The sequence below is a fragment of the Mucilaginibacter robiniae genome (assembly GCF_012849215.1).
Taxonomy (GTDB): Bacteria; Bacteroidota; Bacteroidia; order Sphingobacteriales; family Sphingobacteriaceae; genus Mucilaginibacter; species Mucilaginibacter robiniae.
The window spans coordinates 1,915,166-1,934,112 of sequence record NZ_CP051682.1; the positions used below are offsets into that span (position 1 = coordinate 1,915,166).

At 42.3% G+C, this 18,947-nt stretch carries 17 protein-coding genes; 10 read left to right on the forward strand and 7 right to left on the reverse strand.

The annotated features are described in order from the left end of the window. Nucleotides 1-48: 48 nt before the first annotated feature. From HH214_RS08410 to infB, 4 genes are all read left to right on the forward strand, one after another. Nucleotides 49-885, forward strand: a complete 837-nt coding sequence (locus HH214_RS08410; protein ID WP_169611087.1) for an N-acetylmuramoyl-L-alanine amidase — start codon at nt 49-51, stop codon at nt 883-885. A gap of 231 nt (nt 886-1,116) precedes the next feature. After that, nucleotides 1,117-1,584 (forward strand): ribosome assembly cofactor RimP, encoded by a 468-nt coding sequence (rimP, locus tag HH214_RS08415; RefSeq protein WP_169606900.1) that lies wholly within the window; start codon nt 1,117-1,119, stop codon nt 1,582-1,584. Nucleotide 1,585: 1 nt separating this feature from the next. After that, the gene (gene nusA / locus HH214_RS08420; protein WP_169606901.1) at nt 1,586-2,821 is read left to right on the forward strand and encodes a transcription termination factor NusA; all 1,236 of its coding nucleotides are present in this window, start codon (nt 1,586-1,588) and stop codon (nt 2,819-2,821) included. A gap of 61 nt (nt 2,822-2,882) precedes the next feature. Next, nucleotides 2,883-5,981 (forward strand): translation initiation factor IF-2, encoded by a 3,099-nt coding sequence (gene infB / locus HH214_RS08425; protein WP_169606902.1) that lies wholly within the window; start codon nt 2,883-2,885, stop codon nt 5,979-5,981. Nucleotides 5,982-6,043: 62 nt separating this feature from the next. Here infB and HH214_RS08430 read toward each other — a convergent pair whose 3' ends face one another. From HH214_RS08430 to HH214_RS08440, 3 genes are all read right to left on the reverse strand, one after another. Continuing rightward, nucleotides 6,044-6,190 (reverse strand): hypothetical protein, encoded by a 147-nt coding sequence (locus HH214_RS08430; RefSeq protein ID WP_169606903.1) that lies wholly within the window; start codon nt 6,188-6,190, stop codon nt 6,044-6,046. A gap of 229 nt (nt 6,191-6,419) precedes the next feature. Next, on the reverse strand, nt 6,420-7,448 hold the full coding sequence (locus HH214_RS08435) for an LLM class flavin-dependent oxidoreductase (protein WP_169606904.1): 1,029 nt from the start codon (nt 7,446-7,448) through the stop codon (nt 6,420-6,422). Nucleotides 7,449-7,503: 55 nt separating this feature from the next. Continuing rightward, complete coding sequence (locus tag HH214_RS08440; protein ID WP_169606905.1) at nt 7,504-8,478, reverse strand: ATP-grasp domain-containing protein; 975 nt, start codon at nt 8,476-8,478, stop codon at nt 7,504-7,506. Nucleotides 8,479-9,042: 564 nt separating this feature from the next. Between HH214_RS08440 and HH214_RS08445 the strand changes: the two genes are divergently transcribed. Further along, nucleotides 9,043-9,519, forward strand: a complete 477-nt coding sequence (locus tag HH214_RS08445; RefSeq protein ID WP_169606906.1) for an Lrp/AsnC ligand binding domain-containing protein — start codon at nt 9,043-9,045, stop codon at nt 9,517-9,519. An 18-nt stretch (nt 9,520-9,537) separates the two neighbouring features. On the opposite strand, the gene HH214_RS08450 is transcribed toward HH214_RS08445, so the two are convergent. Next, nucleotides 9,538-11,778, reverse strand: coding sequence for a Tex family protein (locus HH214_RS08450; protein ID WP_169606907.1), 2,241 nt, complete (start codon nt 11,776-11,778; stop codon nt 9,538-9,540). A 126-nt stretch (nt 11,779-11,904) separates the two neighbouring features. On the opposite strand from HH214_RS08450, the gene HH214_RS08455 reads away from it, so the two are divergent. From HH214_RS08455 to HH214_RS22225, 3 genes are all read left to right on the forward strand, one after another. Beyond that, nucleotides 11,905-12,126 carry a hypothetical protein gene (locus HH214_RS08455; RefSeq protein ID WP_169606908.1) on the forward strand — a complete coding sequence of 74 codons (222 nt, stop codon included), beginning with the start codon at nt 11,905-11,907 and terminating at the stop codon, nt 12,124-12,126. Nucleotides 12,127-12,231: 105 nt separating this feature from the next. After that, complete coding sequence (locus tag HH214_RS08460) at nt 12,232-12,876, forward strand: START domain-containing protein (RefSeq protein ID WP_169606909.1); 645 nt, start codon at nt 12,232-12,234, stop codon at nt 12,874-12,876. Between the two features lie 88 nt (nt 12,877-12,964). Continuing rightward, the gene (locus tag HH214_RS22225; protein WP_256367691.1) at nt 12,965-13,087 is read left to right on the forward strand and encodes a hypothetical protein; all 123 of its coding nucleotides are present in this window, start codon (nt 12,965-12,967) and stop codon (nt 13,085-13,087) included. A 75-nt stretch (nt 13,088-13,162) separates the two neighbouring features. Here HH214_RS22225 and HH214_RS08465 read toward each other — a convergent pair whose 3' ends face one another. Next, nucleotides 13,163-13,834, reverse strand: a complete 672-nt coding sequence (locus HH214_RS08465; protein ID WP_169606910.1) for a lipid-binding SYLF domain-containing protein — start codon at nt 13,832-13,834, stop codon at nt 13,163-13,165. A gap of 247 nt (nt 13,835-14,081) precedes the next feature. Next, nucleotides 14,082-15,065, reverse strand: a complete 984-nt coding sequence (locus tag HH214_RS08470) for a pyruvate dehydrogenase complex E1 component subunit beta (RefSeq protein ID WP_169606911.1) — start codon at nt 15,063-15,065, stop codon at nt 14,082-14,084. Between the two features lie 177 nt (nt 15,066-15,242). Here HH214_RS08470 and HH214_RS08475 point away from each other — a divergent pair, with 177 nt between their 5' ends. Together HH214_RS08475 and HH214_RS08480 are read left to right on the forward strand one after the other, a co-directional pair. Further along, complete coding sequence (locus HH214_RS08475) at nt 15,243-16,364, forward strand: acyltransferase family protein (RefSeq protein WP_169606912.1); 1,122 nt, start codon at nt 15,243-15,245, stop codon at nt 16,362-16,364. Between the two features lie 64 nt (nt 16,365-16,428). Then, nucleotides 16,429-16,926 (forward strand): hypothetical protein, encoded by a 498-nt coding sequence (locus HH214_RS08480; protein WP_169606913.1) that lies wholly within the window; start codon nt 16,429-16,431, stop codon nt 16,924-16,926. A gap of 343 nt (nt 16,927-17,269) precedes the next feature. Here the strand turns inward: HH214_RS08480 and HH214_RS08485 are convergent, their stop codons facing one another. Continuing rightward, entirely contained in the window at nt 17,270-18,919 is a 1,650-nt protein-coding gene (locus HH214_RS08485; RefSeq protein WP_169606914.1) for a S8 family serine peptidase, read from the reverse strand. Nucleotides 18,920-18,947 lie beyond the last annotated feature (28 nt).

Sequence of the window (18,947 nt, forward strand, 5' to 3'; positions counted from 1 at the left end):
TATTTACATTAGCAGCTTCAACCCGCTGGTTGAACATATAAACTCATGATGAAATTTAGGCCCTATTTATATATTTTAATAATTCTGACCACTTTTACTGCCTGTAAAACCCGTAAACCGGTGGTAGCTAATGTACCGGATGTTAAAAAAGTTTACCAATCGCAGTTAGATAGCTTTTTAGATGTAGCCAAGCAGATGCAGCCCGTTGTACTAAATGACAGTACAGGCGCAGCCATCCCATCCAGTTTCATGAGTACGGTCAACTTCAATTTGCGTAAGCCTAACTACGTGATTATTCACCATACTGCGCAAGATTCCATTCAGCAAACCATAAAAACTTTTACTATGGTAAGCACCCAGGTAAGCGCGCACTATGTAATTGGCCGCAATGGTACGGTAGTACACATGTTGAATGACTATCTACGTTCGTGGCATGCGGGTGTAAGCAAATGGGGCAATGTTACCGATATGAACAGTTGTTCTATCGGTATTGAACTGGACAATAATGGCCTTGAACCTTTTAGCGATGCACAAATTAAAAGCCTGATGCTGTTGCTGGCGCGATTAAAAAAAACGTACAATATCCCTACCGCTAATTTTATTGGCCACGCAGATATAGCGCCCGGCCGTAAAACCGACCCTAGTGCCTTTTTTCCCTGGAAAACACTGGCCGAACATGGCTTTGGTTACTGGAGTGATGAGGTACTGGAGCCCGCCCCTGCCGATTTTGACCCGGCTATTGCCTTACGTCTGATGGGTTATGACACTTCTAACTTAACCAATGCTATTCGGGCCTTTAAACTGCACTTTATTCAAACTGATACCAGCCCACAGCTTACCCAATTGGATTTGAATGTGCTTTATAACGTTTATAGAAAATATTAACTGATAATAGGTCAAGCCATTACTTGGTGTTAAGCTCCTTTAACTGCTGGATAGTAAGCCTAAAGGCATGTAATTATTTACTTCGGTTAATTCATTATCCAACTACGCACTAATCAACCGCTTACATTTGCACTTATAAAATATTATTTATACATTTGCTTTTACAAAAGAGGGGACAAATATGTCCCCTCTTTTTATTTACCCATCTATTGCGATGGATTGGAGCATGTAATGACGAGTATTGAACAAAGAGTAACCGAACTGGTAGAAGAAAAGCTGACCGAAAAACCTCACTTGTTTTTGGTAAGCGTTAAAATGCATAGTGGCGGAAAACTGCTTATTTTAATTGATGGCGATCAAGGGCTTGGCGTAGCCGACTGTGCTGAAGTTAGTCGTTATGTAGGCCATCAACTGGAAGAGGAAGATGCCATAGCTGATGCTTATACGCTGGAGGTTTCATCGCCAGGGATAGATACCCCGCTTACGTTGCCACGCCAGTTTCAAAAAAACATAGGCCGGCAGGTGAGCATTAAAACTACCGATGGCGGCAAACGCGAGGGCAAACTGTTAGCCTTGCTGACCGACCATGTATTGCTTGAAGAAAGAATTAAACCGAAAGGTAAAAAGGCCGAAGTGGTGGAAAGCGCCATCCCGACGGATAGTATTATAGAAACAAAAGTTTTAATATCGTTTAAATAAAATGAGCAGTATTAATTTAATTGAATCTTTTCAGGAGTTTAAAGATTTCAAAAATATTGACAGGCCTACCATGATGAGCGTGCTGGAAGATGTATTCCGTAGCATGATTCGTAAAAAGTATGGCACTGATGAAAATTGCGACGTAATTGTAAACACCGACAATGGTGACTTGGAAATATGGCGTACCCGTACCGTAATGGAAGACGGCTTTTCAGAAGATGATGATCTGGAAATTGAATTAGCCGAAGCTCATAAATTTGATGCAGATTTGGAAGTAGGCGAAGAGTATGTAGAACAAATCACTCTGGAGAGCTTTGGCCGCCGTGCTATTCTGGCAGCTCGCCAAACTTTGGTATCTAAAATTCTGGAGCTGGAAAAAGACGAGATCTTTAAAAAATACAAAGACCGCGTAGGCGAAATCATTTCTGGCGAAGTGTACCAGGTTTGGAAAAAAGAAACCCTGGTGCTGGATGATGAAGGCAATGAACTACTGCTACCTAAAAGTGAGCAGATACCAGCCGACTATTTCAAAAAAGGCGACAGCGTAAAAGCTGTAGTGAGTAAGGTTGATATGATGAACAGCAATCCTAAGATCATCATTTCACGTACCGCACCTGAGTTTTTACAACGCCTGTTTGAACTGGAAGTACCTGAAATTTTTGATGGCCTGATTACCATTAAAAAAATTGTACGGGAACCGGGCGAACGCGCAAAAGTAGCTGTTGAATCATACGATGATCGTATTGACCCGGTAGGTGCCTGCGTGGGTATGAAAGGGTCACGCATACACGGTATTGTACGTGAGTTGAAAAACGAGAACATCGACGTTATCAACTATACCAACAATATTCAATTGTATATTCAGCGTGCTTTATCGCCAGCCAAAATCACCTCCATTAAACTGGATGATGAAAAGAAAACCGCAGCGGTTTATTTAAAGCCCGATCAGGTATCATTGGCGATAGGTCGTGGTGGTCATAACATCAAACTGGCTGGTAAATTAACGGGTTACGAAATTGATGTTTACCGTGAAGCCGACGAGCAGGAAGAAGATGTGGACCTTGAAGAGTTCTCAGATGAAATAGATGGCTGGATTATTGATGAGCTTAAACGTGTTGGTTTAGATACAGCAAAATCTATTTTGAGCCTGAGCATAGGCGAATTGGTGAAACGTACAGATTTAGAAGAAGAAACTATAAAAGAAGTTATATCAATTCTGCAGGCTGAATTCGAATAAACTGAATTTGCCAATAAAATTTCGTATTTTTGAATACAATAAGCAGAGAAACAAATATTAAATGTCAGAAGACAAAAGCATAAAATTAATTAAGGCAGTAAAAGAACTCAACATTGGTATGAATACCATTGTCGACTTTTTGGCTAAAAAAGGCTACAAGGTAGAAAAACAACCTATGGCTAAGCTGAATAGCGACATGTATGCCGCTTTATTGAAGGAATTTTCTGCCGACAAGGACGAGAAGGAAAAAGCCAAGCAAATCAACATCGGCAAGATACGCCGTGATGAGCCGGGTTCTGTTCCTGACAAGCCATCCGATCATCGTTCTAAAGACTTTGACCGTGATGAAATTTTAATTAAAAATGCGGGCAACTATGCTGCCGACAGACCTAACCCTACTACGGCCAAGCCGCAGGAGCAAAGGCATGAAGGCAATTTGCCAGGTGTAAAGGTAGTAGGCAAAATTGATCTGGACAGCCTGAACAAGCCAGCGCCACGTCCGGCAGTAAAAGAGGAGCCTGTAGCTGAAAAACCAGCAGCGGCACCAGCACCTACACCTACGCCAGAAGTAAAACCAACTCCGGCACCTGTTGCTACTCCTGAGCCTAAACCGGCTCCGGCACCTGTTGCTGAAAAGCCAGTGACACCAGCCCCTGCGCCCGAGCCTAAAGTTGAAGCTAAACCAGAAGTGGCAGCACCAGCCCCTACTGCACCTGTTACACCTCCGGTTGTTGAAAAGCCGGCTCCACAGCCACAAGCACAACCAGAAGTAAAAGCGCCAGTTTCGGCACCTGTTACACCAGCTGCACCGGTATCAGCTGCCGCAACGCCGCCAGAAGATGATGTAATACGTGCGAAAGCAGAACGCCTAACCGGGCCTAACGTAATTGGCAAAATTCAGTTACCGGTTGAAAACAACCGTCGTAACCAGCCTGTGGCATCATCATCTAACTCGAACGCTGCCGATCAAAAACGTAAGCGTAAACGTAAAGATAACCCACCGGGTAACAACAATCATAACAACAACCCTCAGCAAGGTCAGGGCCAACAACCGCAACAAGGTGGAGGCCAAGGTCATCCTGGTCAAGGCCAGGGCGGCAATCGTCCGGGTGGTGGTTTCCAACAAGGTGGCAACCGTCAGGGCGGCTTTGGTGGCAATCGTCCAGGTCAAGGCGGAGGCGGTTATAATAACCGTCCGGGCTTTGGCAATCGTAATGCTGCACCAGCGGGTACGCCTAAAGAAGAACCAACTGAGAAAGAAATACAAGACCAGATTAAAGCCACACTGGCTCGTTTGAGCGGTGCCGGTAAATCTGGCAAATTTGCACAGCGGGCTAAATTCCGCCGTCAAAAACGTGATGATGTAGCCGCATCGGCTGAGGAAGCAGCACTGGAACAAGAACTGCAATCCAAAGTATTGAAGGTTACAGAGTTCGTAACAGCTAATGAACTGGCTTCATTGATGGACGTATCGGTTACGCAGGTTATTTCAACCTGTATGAGCCTGGGTATGTTCGTATCTATCAATCAAAGGTTGGATGCTGAAACATTGACCATTGTGGCCGACGAGTTTGGCTACCAGGTTGATTTTGTGAAACCTGATGAAGAAGAGATCAATCTGGATGAACCGGATGCACCAGATACTTTAGTTCCACGTGCGCCAATCGTTACCATTATGGGTCACGTTGACCACGGTAAAACTTCATTGCTTGACTTTATCCGCAAAACTAACGTAATTGGCGGTGAAGCAGGTGGTATTACTCAGCACATTGGTGCTTATGAAGTAACGCTGGAAGATAAACGTAAAATTACCTTCTTGGATACGCCAGGTCACGAAGCGTTTACCGCTATGCGTGCCCGTGGTGCTCAGGTAACTGATATTGTAATTATTGTTATTGCTGCAGACGATAGCGTAATGCCGCAAACCCGCGAGGCGATTAACCACGCGCAGGCTGCCGGTGCTCCTATTATCTTTGCCTTTAACAAAATTGATAAACCAGGTGCTAATGCCGATAAAGTACGCGAGCAATTAGCCACTATGAATATTTTGGTTGAAGATTGGGGTGGTAAATACCAAGCTCAGGAAATTTCAGCCAAATCAGGTTTAAATGTTAACCTGTTGCTTGAAAAAGTACTACTTGAAGCCGAGTTGCTTGAGTTGAAAGCTAATCCTAAAAAACGTGCCGTAGGTGCCGTAATTGAAGCTGCGCTGGATAAAGGCCGAGGTATTGTAACTACCGTACTGGTACAATCAGGTACCTTACGCGTAGGTGATGCTATATTAGCCGGTAGCTATAGCGGACGTGTAAAAGCATTAACCAACGAGCGCGGTATGCGTGTAAGCGAGGCTGGCCCATCAACCCCGGTACAAGTATTGGGTATGAACGGTGCGCCAACCGCAGGTGATAAATTCAACTCACTGGAAAGTGAAGTGGAAGCTCGTGACATTGCCAACAAACGTTTGCAACTGCAACGCGAACAAGGCTTACGTACACAGAAACACATTACGCTGGATGAAATTGGCCGTCGTTTGGCAATTGGTAACTTCAAGGAACTGAACATCATTGTAAAAGGTGATGTGGATGGTTCTATCGAAGCGTTGTCAGATTCATTGCTGAAATTATCAACTGACCAGATCCAGGTTAATATTATCTCGAAAGCTGTAGGTCAGATTTCCGAATCAGACGTATTGCTGGCTTCAGCTTCTGATGCCATCATCATCGGTTTCCAGGTACGCCCTTCAGGCAGTGCCCGTAAACTGGCCGAGCAGGAAGAAATTGATATCCGCCTGTACTCCATCATCTATGATGCCATCAACGAAATTAAAACCGCGATGGAAGGCATGCTGGCACCAACCTTTGAAGAGAAGATTGTGGCTAACGTAGAAATACGCGAAACTTTCAAAATCAGCAAGGTGGGTACTATTGCAGGTTGTATGGTACTGGATGGTAAAATTACCCGTAATAGTAAAATACGCATCATACGTGATGGTGTAGTAATTTACACTGGCGAACTGGCCTCACTGAAACGCTTTAAAGATGATGTGAAAGAAGTAAACCAAGGTTACGAGTGTGGTTTAAATATTCAGAACTTCAACAACATTGAAGTAGGCGACATTGTGGAAGCTTACGAAAATGTAGAAGTAAAACGCAAGCTGTAAAAGCAATAAAATATACTTACATAAAAAAAGCTGGTTTTGTTAAACCAGCTTTTTTTATGCTATTACATGTGGTGACGGTGATGTACCACTACCACATGATGACGGCGGTGTTTCACAATAACGCGATGACGACGGTGATGCTGCGCGCTGGCGCTACCCCAGGCTAAAGTTGCTGCTAAAGCGATGGTTAAAACTTTAAGTGCTTTCATAGTTTCTATTATTTATAAATAGGATGAATATTATTATAAAAGGTTTAACATTAAAAGCGAATAAACGTTTTACCGCAGATAGAAGGATAAAAGTAATTTTTATGCTACCAACCTTTATATATATTACACTATTGAACATTTTACAAGTTTGAAACTCCAAGAAAACAGCTTATAAACAAGAATGCCATAGGAATATGATCCTGTGGCATTCTTATGCTATATGATGAAATTAGCTTACTTGAGCTTCAATAATGTTTTCGGCAAAGCGCTCCATTTCTTCCAGTTGAGGGCTGCATTGCAGTAAGAAGAAATCAACGCCTACTTTTTCAAATTCGGCTATACGATCTTGTACCTGCCAAGGCGTGCCGGTTAATCCGGTACGTAAGCCCCGGTTAGATACTGAATAATCTTCTAAAGAAACCCGTTGTTCTAACTGAGTACCTGATAACCATTGCTGGTAATTTTTGTAGCCTGAGCTGCCTTCCTGTACATCAGTAATGCGTTTCAGTTCTTTTTGTACTTCATGTTCCGAATTACGGATGATGCTGTAAGCGGCCACACCATAGGTCATGGGTGGTAAGCCTTTCTTTTCCCGGCGTTCGCGTAAATCAGCAATACGGCGGCCAATCAGTTCAGGCGAATCGCCATGCATCACGTAGCCATCACAAGTAGATGAAATCAGGTCTTTAGCGGCTTCAGATTCGCCACCAGCATAAATTTTAGGCCGTGGCTGCGATACCGGTTTCGGCTGTAATACATTATCGTTTACCTTGTAGTATTTACCATTAAAGCTGTAATGGTCTTTTTTCCAAACATTATCTACCACATCCAGCCACTCAGCAGTACGCGCATAACGATCATCATGCTGCTCAAACTGAATACCGTATTTCTCGGCCTCATCCTTCCACCAGGATGATACCACGTTCAACGAAATACGACCATTGCTGATATGGTCAATATTAGCCGCCTGCTTGGCTAATTGCGCAGGATTATGGAAAGTAGGCCGCACAGCTACCATAAGCTCTTGCTTATGCGTTACAGCAGCTAAAGCAGCCGCTGTTGACCACGCATCTAATGATGGTGCTTGCTCGCCTTTAATATCATTCAGGTACAATTCGGCAATCAAGGCCAAATCAAAACCAATTTCCTCACTTCTGATGGCCAGCTTCTTTACATAATCCCAAGTAGGGGTCATGTTCTCTTCTTCCACATTGCGCAGCCATCCGCCAAAAATGGGCATCCAATATCCGTAATTCATACTGTTTTGTGTTAATGATTGCGAGTTGCCAAACAAGCTGTAACCCGCTACCCAATTATACTACTGCTACGTCTTCGCTTTTCTTTACCGCTTCCTGCTCTAAAAACTCCACCAAGCGCTCATGTGGGTTAAAGCCAATTACATTTACAGCATCAGCCACAAAGTTTGATAAGGCATTTACATCATAGTAATATACCTCACCATCACGATCATCAATCATGTATTCAATGCCGCCCACGTCAATACCGCTTTGCTGCATAATCGTTTCCACGTTTTTAATGATTTCGGCTGATGGAGTAAAGTTCTCTACTTTTAAGCCATTCTTAGGAGCATCCAGCGCACAAGCGTTACGTACCAGATCTTGTCCGGTAGTAGTTTGGCAAATATCTGCCGGGCACAAGTTAAAGCTTTCACCAGTGGTATAAACACGTATAGCATACAGGTATTTGCCGCCTAACGTTTCTACACGGGTAATATAGCCGCCACGAGCTGGAATAAACTCCTGCACCAATGCGGTATGATCTACCCCAAAATCAACCTGGTTATTTTTTATAGCTTCACGAACCTCTTCAATGGAGTTAAATTTCTCGATACCTGCACCGCTGCCGCCAATATTGGCTTTAATCACAATCGGGAAACGCAAGCCTTCAATAGCCGCTTCAATTTGCGAAGTATGGTTAACTACTCTCGATTTCGGATATTTAATGCCCAGTTGCTGCATTAAAATTAGTTGTAAAGCTTTTGAGGTTTCATAAGTAAAAGCCCGGTAACCATTAATTACCCGAATGCCATGATGCTCCAGATGCTTTAAATAATTTAAGGTATAGAAAGTACCCTGAATACCATCGCGCAGGTAAGCCGAAGGGCTCATGCGATTAAAGAACAATGAAAACTGTGGTGCTTTTTCTTCAATAGCAAACTGATGTTGCGTTGGGTTGATAGACTGGTATGGAATACCTTTTTTATCCAGCTCGGCAAACAAGGGCTTAAACCAATCCGGATGTTCGTGAAATATAGCAAATGGTTGCATAATAATCGGTTTTTAAAAATCGTATCTCAAATTTAACTAAGATTAACCAGCTACTGCAATTTTTGCCTGTTATAATAATGTCAAACCACCTTTTATAGCAGTTTTGTTGCAGAATATTGATAGAAGCTGAAATTACCAGAGCTTTTTTGAATAAACTCTATGATTTAAGAAGCTTAAACAGCCTTTGTTCATTAACAAGTCTACTATGATTAGCCAAACAAAATGCTTATAAAAAGCAAAGCCCCCTGATGGGCAGGGGGACTTTTACTAACCAATTATAAACCTAAATTATGAGAAGAGCTGTTGGGGAAGGGATCGAACCTTCATGGAGTAGTTAGCCCGCTTCGGGTTTCCTATGCTCTCCGCCACCGGGACAAGGAGGTGTGTCTGCCAAAAATTTCACCACCCAACAGTATTGTTTTTAAGAACGATTGGGAAATATTTCCCATTTGCTTGATACAAATTTAAACCAACTCTCTATTTCTTGCAAATATTTCAAGAAATTATTTGCATTTTTATTCAATCTTTAATTATCCTTGTATATAAATACATAATTATAAATTTATGCCTCATAGAAAACCTCACAATTTAGAAATTGATAATTTGGATATCCAAATTTTATCTATCCTGATGAAAAATGCTACTACGCCTTACACGGAAATAGCTAAAGATTTAATTGTATCAGGCGGCACCATCCACGTTCGGATGAAGAAGCTGGAGGAAATGGGCGTAATTAAAGGTGCCAGCTTAGAAGTTGACCCACAGAAGCTGGGTTATGATGTTACCGCTTTTTTAGGTATCTATCTGGAAAAAGGCTCACAATACAATGAGGCCGTAAAAAAGCTTAAAGAAATTAACGAGATTGTTGAACTGCATTATACCACTGGCGGCTGGAGCATTTTTGCAAAAATTGTATGCCATGATACCAATCATTTGCGCGAAGTATTGAACGAGCACATACAAAGCGTACCAGGCATACAACGTACAGAAACCTTTATTTCATTAGAAGAAAGTATAAAAAGGCAAATTACTTTAGAGTAAAGAAGCTAAAGCCAAGTTTTATTTAAACTTGGCTTTAAGCGCTGCCAGTTTGCTCTGCATATCCGTTTCAGGTTCTTTCCTGTTTCGGCTGTTGGCATTTGATGGCATAGATTTTCTGGCAGCGCTGCTATCTTCTTCCTTTTTCATGCTTAATGAAATACGTTTGCGGTTTACATCCACCTCGGTTACTGTTACCTCTACCTGCTGATGCACTTTCAGTACCTCATTTGGGTCTTTGATAAAGCGGTTGGTAATCTGGCTCAGGTGCACTAAACCATCTTGGTGTACGCCAATATCTACAAAGGCACCAAAGTTGGTAATGTTGGTTACAATACCTGGCAGCTTCATGCCTACTTTCAGGTCTTTAATTTCATTCACCCCTTCGGTAAAGCTGAAGGCTTCAAACTTTTCACGCGGGTCGCGGCCTGGTTTGGCCAGTTCAGCTATAATATCATTCAGGGTAGGTAAACCTACTTTATCTGACACGTATTTTTGCAATGGGATGCTTTTACGCAGCTTTTCATTAGTCATCAAATCCCTGATAGAAGCATTGCTGTCTTTCGCTATTTGCTCTACCAGGCTATAACGTTCCGGGTGAACACCACTTGCCTCTAATGGATTATCAGAACCCTGAATACGCAAGAAACCGGCCGCCTGCTCAAAAGCTTTATCACCCAAGCGCGGTACTTTTTTCAGCTGTTCGCGATGCTGAAACGCACCATGTTGGTTGCGGTAATCCACAATGTTTTGCGCCAGTTGTGGACCTAAGCCAGATACGTACGCTAAAATTTGCTTAGAGGCCGTATTCAGCTCCACCCCTACGGCGTTTACACAACTAATTACCGTATCATCCAGCGCGGTTTGCAGCTTATTCTGATCCACATCATGCTGATACTGGCCTACTCCGATAGATTTAGGATCGATTTTTACCAACTCAGCCAATGGGTCCATCAAACGACGGCCGATAGACACCGCGCCACGTACTGTTACATCTTTATCCGGAAATTCTTCACGGGCCACTTCAGATGCTGAGTAGATGGAAGCGCCACTTTCGTTCACTACCACAATGGTTACTCCCGGCAAGTGCAGGTTGCGTACAAATGTTTCTGTTTCACGCCCAGCTGTACCATTGCCAATAGCAATCGCTTCAATTTTGTAGGTATCAAACAAGTGCTTTACTGTTTTTTCCGCTTCGCGGGCTTGACCGGCGCCCGTATGTGGGAAAACGGCGGTATATTCTAGTAATTTACCTTGCTCATCCAGGCACACTACCTTACAACCGGTACGAAAGCCTGGGTCGATAGCCATAACCCGCTTGCGCCCCAGTGGCGCAGCCAGCAACAGCTGACGGGCATTTTCGGTAAATACACGTATAGCTTCTTCGTCGGCTTTCTTTTTGGTTAGCAAACGGGCTTCAGTTTCCATAGAAGGTTTCAGCAAACGTTTGTAACCATCGGCAATAGCCAGCCTGATCTGGTCGGAAGCGGCATTGTTGGTTTTTACGAAAGTACGATCTAGCAATACAACAGCTTCATCTTCGGGTGGCGTAATATCCAAGTACAAAATTTCTTCTTTCTCGCCGCGGCGCATCGCCAAAATACGGTGCGACGGGGCCGATTTTACCGATTCATTCCAGTCAAAATAATCTTTATACTTCTGCCCTTGCTCCTCTTTACCCGGTACTACCTTTGATTGGAAAGTGCCTTTCTCTACAAACAGCTCACGTAATTGGGCACGCACTTCGGCATTCTCGCTGATGGTTTCGGCAATAATGTCACGGGCACCGGCTAAGGCTTCTTCTAAGGTGGTTACGCCTTTTTCAGCATCCACATATTTTTGTGCTTCGGCAGCCAAGTTGCCTTTGCCTTGCTCCAAAATTAAATCGGCTAACGGCTGTAATCCCTTTTCGCGGGCTGTAGTAGCACGCGTTTTGCGTTTAGGGCGATAAGGCAAATAAATATCTTCCAGAGCTACCATCGTTTCAGCAGCATCAATTTGCTGTTGCAGCTCTGGGGTAAGCTTACCCATATCGGTTAATGATTTCAAGATGGCTTCGCGGCGTTTATCCAAATCGCGCAGCTGTTGTGCCCGGTCGCGGATGGCGGTAATTTGTACCTCATCCAAACTGCCAGTTAATTCTTTACGGTAGCGCGAAATAAAAGGTACGGTAGCGCCTTCATCCAGTAAAGCCAGCGTGGCTGTTACCTGTTTGGAAGCTATGGAAAGCTCCTGCGCTATTTGAATATGATGTTCGGTCATGCAATATCTAATTTATCTCCAAGTGATTAAGAGGGCAGCAAAAATAAAGCTTACGCACGGCATCAACAGCATTTTTTATTCAAAAAGTCCCCTTTCAGGAGTTCAGTGTGTATTATCTTTGTTTTCATGGATTCTTACCAAGTACGAAAGTTTGAATTTAATTTGTCCGAGATTTATAACCAAACACCTTGGCTGCAAGACGAGATTGCCTTAAATGATTTTATTGCCTTGTTCCCAATCACTTTCAAAAACGGGCTACCACAACGCCCTGAAATGCCTGAAGATTTTGATTTAGACCGCACCACCCGACTGGCTATTATGGTAGCCTATCGACAAGCTTTTAGCTAAAGCATTGTTCAAGAATTACAAACTGCTGAAAAACAAATTAGCTATTACATTGCTACTAGCCTATTGTGCTTACAACTTCCTTCAATAATAATTATGCAGCAATACATGAAGCTTAACCTTACCTTGATTCTATTTTTACTATTTGGTATTACATCAACACAAGCCCAAAATGAATGGAAACTAAGCACCGAAAAAGATGGCATTAAGGTGTATAGCCGTTCAGTATCATACTCGAAGGTTAAAGCCCTTAAAGTTAACTGTGAATTTAAAGCCACTACCAGTCAATTGGTTGCCGCTTTGCTGGATGTAAAAGCTTGTACCAATTGGGTATATCATACCAAAAGCTGCACGCTAATTAAGCAGGTTTCACCTGCCGAGCTGTATTACTACTCGGAAATTAGTGTACCCTGGCCTGTGCAAAACCGTGATTTTGTGGCGCATTTAACTGTTACCCAAAATCCGGAAACTAAAGTTGTTACGGTTGATGGTCCGGCGGTACCCGGTATGGTACCTGCAAAAGACGGCATTGTACGCATCAGCCATTCGGTAGGTCAGTGGGTAATTACCCCGGCGGGCAACGATTTAATTAAAGTAGAATATACCTTGCAGGTAGATCCGGGAGGATCAATACCGGCTTGGTTGACCAACTTGTTTGCCACCGAAGGCCCGCTGCAAAGCTTTAAAAACTTACGTACACAACTACAAAAACCAGCTTATAAAAACGCAACATTTACCTTTATCAAAAATTAAGTACAATAGCTATAGATAGCCCTAAGTTGTGATATAAACAAACTGGAACGGTAATTGCCTGAATACAGTAACTAAACAGCTAAACATTATGGCAACTAAAGAAAAGAAAGACCCTTGTTGGTCAGGTTACGAAAAGAAAGGCACTAAAGAGAAAAGTGGTAAAACAGTGCCGAACTGCGTAAAATCATCTTCTTCAAAAAAGAAAGATTAAACATTATCAAATCATAAAAAAGGCCGGATCCAATTACAGGATACCGGCCTTTTTTATGATTGCTTTTGTATGTGATTACATAGCTGATAAAGCTTTTTTGAGATCGGCTATATCAGCAGAGGTATTTTTTGAACTTTCGAATAAAGCTTGTGAAGTAGTGCCTTCTCCGTAAAAGCTAGTATTCGCGCTTTTATCAATCGAGATATTAGAACCATTGATACTTAAGCCTGCAAATAAACCTTTGCTGCGTGAATAAGAATACACTTCGGCATCCAGCTTATAATCGGTATTTGCGCTTGAGCTACGACCTACCGGACCAGCAGCAGCCGAAATATCACCCCCAATGGTAAAATCACCATTCTTCACTTTGGTGAGTACGCCCTTATGCTTGAAAACCAATACCAGGTCAACTGCCTGCACACCAATTTGGAAGCCAATGCTGCCACCTGTAAAGGTGACAAATACTGGATTGCTCCATTTGCCATTACCCAGTTTCACCATAGCTACGCCTTTGCCTCGCTTGCCACCAATACCAAAGCCTGCGTTAATCATTTTCGGAATAATGACTACACCTTCGGCCATTTGTAATAATTCTGACGGGATGCTTTCTTTCATTTCGCTGAAATCATGCAGCACCGAAGTAGCTTTCTGGATACGTTCTGTTTCTTTACCAGCCTGTGTTGCCGAAGTGAGAATCACGAACAAGCTCAACAAGGCAGGTATTGTAAATTTCTTTAATACTTTCATGCTATTCTATTTAGCAGTTGTTAATTCAATTGCATGTAAATAACCGATGCTACCACTTCTAGTTTTGTGTTTATACAAATTGTTGAACCCTGCGGCTTACAGCACCTGTTTATACTTTTATTAACGGATTGCTTTACAGCTATATTGCAAACCAAGACGTATTCCTGATCTAATCAGCTTTTACAACAACAAAAAAGCCTGCTGTGTAAACAGCAGGCTTTTTAATATTTAAAGATTTTATAAGCTATTACTTGGTAACGTACATTACTTCTTTAACCGCTTTAACTACTCTTTCAGGATTTGGTAAATATTCCTGAATCAGGGTTGGAGCGTATGGAAGTGGCACGTCACCGCCCATGATACGTAAAATAGGTGCATCTAGGTAATCAAAAGCATCTTTCTGAACTTTGAAAGCAACCTCGGTAGCGATAGAGCCTAAAGGCCAGCTCTCTTCTATAAACACCATACGGTTAGTTTTCTTTACTGATTCAATTACGGTAGCATAATCAATAGGGCGTACAGTACGTAGGTCAATTACCTCAGCGTTAATACCTTCTTTTTCCAACTCGGCAGCAGCAGCATTCACTACTTTCATAATTTTACCAAAACCTACCAAAGTTACATCAGTACCTTGTTTGGTTACAGCGGCTTTACCTATTTCAATATAGTAGGTTTCTTCAGGAACAGGACCTTTATCGCCATACATTAATTCTGATTCCATGAAAATAACCGGATCCGGATCAATGATAGCTGATTTTAATAAACCTTTGGCATCAGCCGGGTTAGATGGAACCACTACTTTTAAGCCTGGGCAGTTAGCGTACCAGTTTTCAAAGCATTGGCTGTGTTGTGAACTTAACATACCGGCGTTACCAGTTGGGCCACGAAAAACGATAGGCACAGAGAACTGACCACCGCTCATGCTCATGATTTTAGCTGCACCGTTAATTACTTGGTCAATGGCTACTAACGAGAAGTTAAAAGTCATGAACTCGATGATAGGACGTAAACCGTTCATGGCCGAACCAATACCGATACCTGCAAAGCCCAGCTCAGAGATTGGGGTATCAATTACACGCTTAGCGCCAAATTCATCCAGCATACCCTGGCTTACTTTATAAGCACCGTTATACTCGGCAACTTCTTCGCCCATCAGGTATATTTTATCATCCTTGCGCATCTCTTCGCTCATAGCTTCCCGAAGCGCTTCTCTGAACTGTATTTCTCTCATTATGTTGTTAAAATGAAAATTTTAGTGGCAAATATAGGTAATGCGTTCCGAAAAACAATTCGTAGTAAAAAAGATAAATGTGTATTTGACTTTTATGGAAATAGTTACGCTTCGTTATGTTCCCCTTTACAAAATAGTTTGATAATTTACACCTGTTTTACGCTTCCTGAACCAAACATGCACAACAAACACCATCTGGCCGGCTTAGATCACTTAAGAGCCTTAGCTATTACTTTGGTTTTGCTTTACCATTACCGGTCATTTGGTCACCCCGACTGGATAGACAGTAACCTGGTAGGCTTTGGGTGGACTGGCGTCGACTTGTTTTTTGTGCTGAGTGGGTTTTTAATTGCCAGCCAGCTTTTCAGTAGAATACAGCAGGATAAACCTATACTACTGAAAGCGTTTTTTATTAAACGATTTTTTAGAATTATTCCGCCATACCTGGTGGTATTAAGCTTATATCTGGCTTTTCCTTTTTTGAGAGAAAGAGAACATTTGGCATCCTTAACCAAGTATTTAACATTCACTTTAAACTTCGGACTCGATTTACGCCATACAGGCACTTTTACCCATGCCTGGTCGTTGTGTATTGAAGAGCAGTTTTATTTATTGCTGCCTTTGCTCATTATAGCATGCCAATACTTTAATGTAAAACGTAATGCTATATACCTGCTTTTGCTGGCATGGTTACTCAGTGGTGTGCTTAGAGCCTGGAACTGGTGGCATTATGTAGCACCAGCTTACGAAACTGACACGAGTGTAATTACTTGGTACAAATACCTGTACTACCCTACCTATACCCGTTTAGATGGATTGCTGATGGGCGTGGGCTTAGCCGCCCTTTTCACTTTTTACCCTAATGTAAAAAATATAGCCAATGCTTATTCTAACAGCCTGTTGCTAGCCGGATTGTTGCTACTTATTATAGCCTACTTTATTTGCCAGGAGCCTACCACCTTTACCGCATCTGTTTATGGCTTTCCGCTGGTAGCTATAGCCTATGGTTGCTGGGTAGCCGCTGCCGCTTGCCCAGCTTGTTTTTTGTACCAAATGCAATCTAAGTTTACGGCCAGATTGGCCTTCCTCTCCTACGCTATTTATCTACTGCACAAAATGATTATTCATGTTATTCAAAGCCAAATCAAATTAGAGGTAAATAGCTATGAGATGTTTTTACTTTGCCTGGCAGGTGCTATAGCTGGCGCTATACTCATGAGAATACTTATTGAAAACCCTTGTTTGGCTATACGCAATAGGGTTCTTAGTAAGCAAATAAGCACAAAGTTTTCACTGTAACGGAGTGGTTTAGTTAGGGCGTTAGATATTTTAAAGCTTTAAAAAGCATTTATATTCTGTAAAAATGGAAAAATATGAAGCATACGAAAATGATGGTAGCAGCACTTTACGTTACTGTTTATTAGGGTTAATGCTGTTTGCTGATGTTGTTCTTATAATTAGCACCGGGCCTGAGGCCATATTTTATTTATTAGGCTTTAACGTACTTTTAATTGCATTAAAACCTTGGCATTACAAAATCAGTACCGTTTCAATAGACAACCAGTTAATACATATAACCAAACAAAACCTTTATTTAGGCCCAAAGCAATACAGTTTTGAGCTCGGTAAGATAGATTTTATTTATAAAAACAGACCTATCGCGACAAGAAGGCAAGGCTTTTCTTCCTCTAATACAGGTAATGTGTTAACGGTATTTTATGAGGAACATCCTTTATTTGACCTTACACCTGATGAAAATGGTTGGACGGCTATTAAAATAGAAATATTAGCTATTCAACTTAAACAGTCAGGCATTAAACAAGTATTTGAGAAATTTGGCACTGATGATGTTACTTTATAAAACAGAAATATTCAGCTACTAAAATGTATAAGCGCTGTTCTAAACTCCCAATTCTTTCGCCATTGTCTGTGTCCTCACAGACAACTTACTTATAGATAATTTACTATAGTCAATGAAATATTGTTGCCTGTGAGGACACAGACAACGGCGTGTGACTACTAGCTTTTATAAATAGCAAAGATTCAAATTCAGCTACTGACGAAACAATGTCACCACTGCCAACCGTTTGTCAGTGTTACAGGTGTTACACCCTGTAACATGTAACACCTGTAACAGCAGAAAGCAACTAATAAAAAAGCGGGCATTAAACCCGCTTTTTTCACTTTATGTTATTTCTCAAAGCTTATTTGCGTTCACCTTTCATGGTAGCGGCTATTTGCACAGCTTCGTAAGCGTTTACAATACCGCCTGATTTGCTTAAAGTACTGAAATCTACTTTTTCGGTTTTACTGCCCGGTTTCAGCACCATGGTGCCGGTTAAAGGCTTAGCCGACTGTATCAGGATTTGTTTTAACTGACGGGCACTTAAATCCGGATAATACTCCAGCAGTAATGCAGCCACCCCCGCTGTAATCGGCGAAGCAAAGCTGGTACCATCAGCGGTATTAAATTCCGCATCTTTATCTACCGAAGTTACTTTCACGCCAGGTGCAAAAACATCCACATTCTTTTTACCATAGTTCGAAAATGAACCTGCCAGGCTATCGTCCAATTTAGCAGCCGAAGCGCCTACGCTAATTACGTTCGGTGCATCTTTAGCGGAGCCATCTTCAAACATATCATTTGGATATTCAGGTTTCAGGTCAACGTCCTGGTTATCGTTACCAGCAGCTTGTACCAGCAGCACATCATGTGCAGCAGCATATTTAAAAGCAGCATCTACCCAAGCTTTGTGCGGCGATATCTTTTTGCCAAAGCTCATGTTTACCACTTTAGCGCCATTATCCACTGCGTAACGAATAGCATTGGCAATATCCTTATCATACTCATCACCATTAGGCACCGCCTTAATCGCAATCAGTCGAATATTATCAGCCACCCCATCAATACCATACCCGTTGCCATGCACGGCACCAATCAGGCCAGCCACTCCGGTACCATGCGAAGCGTCTTCAAACTTTAACAACGGACTACCATAAGGTTTACCATCTTGTACGTTCGGGTCGTCGCCTACAATACGGTGGCGGGCTTCCAGATCAGGGTTTACATCGTTGTTGATTTTGGTCAGATACTCGCTTAAATCATTCAGCACTTTTACATTGGTAGAAGTAGAACCTTCTTCCTGAAACAGCATAGACCAGACCCCTTTACTTTGTGTTACGGTATCATTAGCCGAAGTTAATTTACTTAGATCGGCTGCGGTAAATGAACCGTTAGCTGGCAGGTGCAAAGCGTTTTTAATGTAGCCACTAGTTACCATTAATACATTCATCACACCTGATAATTGCTTTAACTCGGCCGATGACTTGTTCAGGGTAGAATCATGCACAGCTTTTACTCTCTGCCAGTAAGCGTAACCCTTTTTCTGACGGGCCGTTGCTGCCGGGATACCTTCGTACTGGCCTTTCAAGCGATTGTACTCACGTACCTCTTCGGTAGTTTCGTTGAAATCGCATTTACCACCTGGGCCGCCTAAAAAGTTCCAGCCATGTATATCATCTACATAACCATTATGGTCGTCATCTTTACCGTTACCCGCAATTTCTTTAGGGTTTACCCATAAAATGCTTTGCAAATCTTTTTGCAAGGTATCAATACCGCTATCAATAGTAGCTACCACTACTGTTTTGCTTTTCTTACCTTGCAAAGCTTGGTAAGCTTTATTCAGGCTGATACCAAAGTAGCCATCAGCTTTCAAATCGAGCGTGTGCCAGTTGCGGGGTAATTCGGCTGGAGGAGTTGTTGTAGTAGGCGTTTGCGCCTGAACAACGGTATAATTTAACAAAAGACCGCTTACCATGCAGCCCAGCCAGTATTTTACAGGAATATTCATATCAACATTAATTGGCTATAAAGACAAA

What these genes read in the sequence shown, in the direction of transcription:
- HH214_RS08410 (WP_169611087.1), top strand. Translation starts at nt 49, where the DNA reads ATGAAATTTAGGCCCTATTTATATATTTTAATAATTCTGACCACTTTT.
- rimP (WP_169606900.1), top strand. Translation starts at nt 1,117, where the DNA reads ATGACGAGTATTGAACAAAGAGTAACCGAACTGGTAGAAGAAAAGCTG.
- nusA (WP_169606901.1), top strand. Translation starts at nt 1,586, where the DNA reads ATGAGCAGTATTAATTTAATTGAATCTTTTCAGGAGTTTAAAGATTTC.
- infB (WP_169606902.1), top strand. Translation starts at nt 2,883, where the DNA reads ATGTCAGAAGACAAAAGCATAAAATTAATTAAGGCAGTAAAAGAACTC.
- HH214_RS08430 (WP_169606903.1), bottom strand. Translation starts at nt 6,190, where the DNA reads ATGAAAGCACTTAAAGTTTTAACCATCGCTTTAGCAGCAACTTTAGCC.
- HH214_RS08435 (WP_169606904.1), bottom strand. Translation starts at nt 7,448, where the DNA reads ATGAATTACGGATATTGGATGCCCATTTTTGGCGGATGGCTGCGCAAT.
- HH214_RS08440 (WP_169606905.1), bottom strand. Translation starts at nt 8,478, where the DNA reads ATGCAACCATTTGCTATATTTCACGAACATCCGGATTGGTTTAAGCCC.
- HH214_RS08445 (WP_169606906.1), top strand. Translation starts at nt 9,043, where the DNA reads ATGCCTCATAGAAAACCTCACAATTTAGAAATTGATAATTTGGATATC.
- HH214_RS08450 (WP_169606907.1), bottom strand. Translation starts at nt 11,778, where the DNA reads ATGACCGAACATCATATTCAAATAGCGCAGGAGCTTTCCATAGCTTCC.
- HH214_RS08455 (WP_169606908.1), top strand. Translation starts at nt 11,905, where the DNA reads ATGGATTCTTACCAAGTACGAAAGTTTGAATTTAATTTGTCCGAGATT.
- HH214_RS08460 (WP_169606909.1), top strand. Translation starts at nt 12,232, where the DNA reads ATGAAGCTTAACCTTACCTTGATTCTATTTTTACTATTTGGTATTACA.
- HH214_RS22225 (WP_256367691.1), top strand. Translation starts at nt 12,965, where the DNA reads ATGGCAACTAAAGAAAAGAAAGACCCTTGTTGGTCAGGTTACGAAAAG.
- HH214_RS08465 (WP_169606910.1), bottom strand. Translation starts at nt 13,834, where the DNA reads ATGAAAGTATTAAAGAAATTTACAATACCTGCCTTGTTGAGCTTGTTC.
- HH214_RS08470 (WP_169606911.1), bottom strand. Translation starts at nt 15,065, where the DNA reads ATGAGAGAAATACAGTTCAGAGAAGCGCTTCGGGAAGCTATGAGCGAA.
- HH214_RS08475 (WP_169606912.1), top strand. Translation starts at nt 15,243, where the DNA reads ATGCACAACAAACACCATCTGGCCGGCTTAGATCACTTAAGAGCCTTA.
- HH214_RS08480 (WP_169606913.1), top strand. Translation starts at nt 16,429, where the DNA reads ATGGAAAAATATGAAGCATACGAAAATGATGGTAGCAGCACTTTACGT.
- HH214_RS08485 (WP_169606914.1), bottom strand. Translation starts at nt 18,919, where the DNA reads ATGAATATTCCTGTAAAATACTGGCTGGGCTGCATGGTAAGCGGTCTT.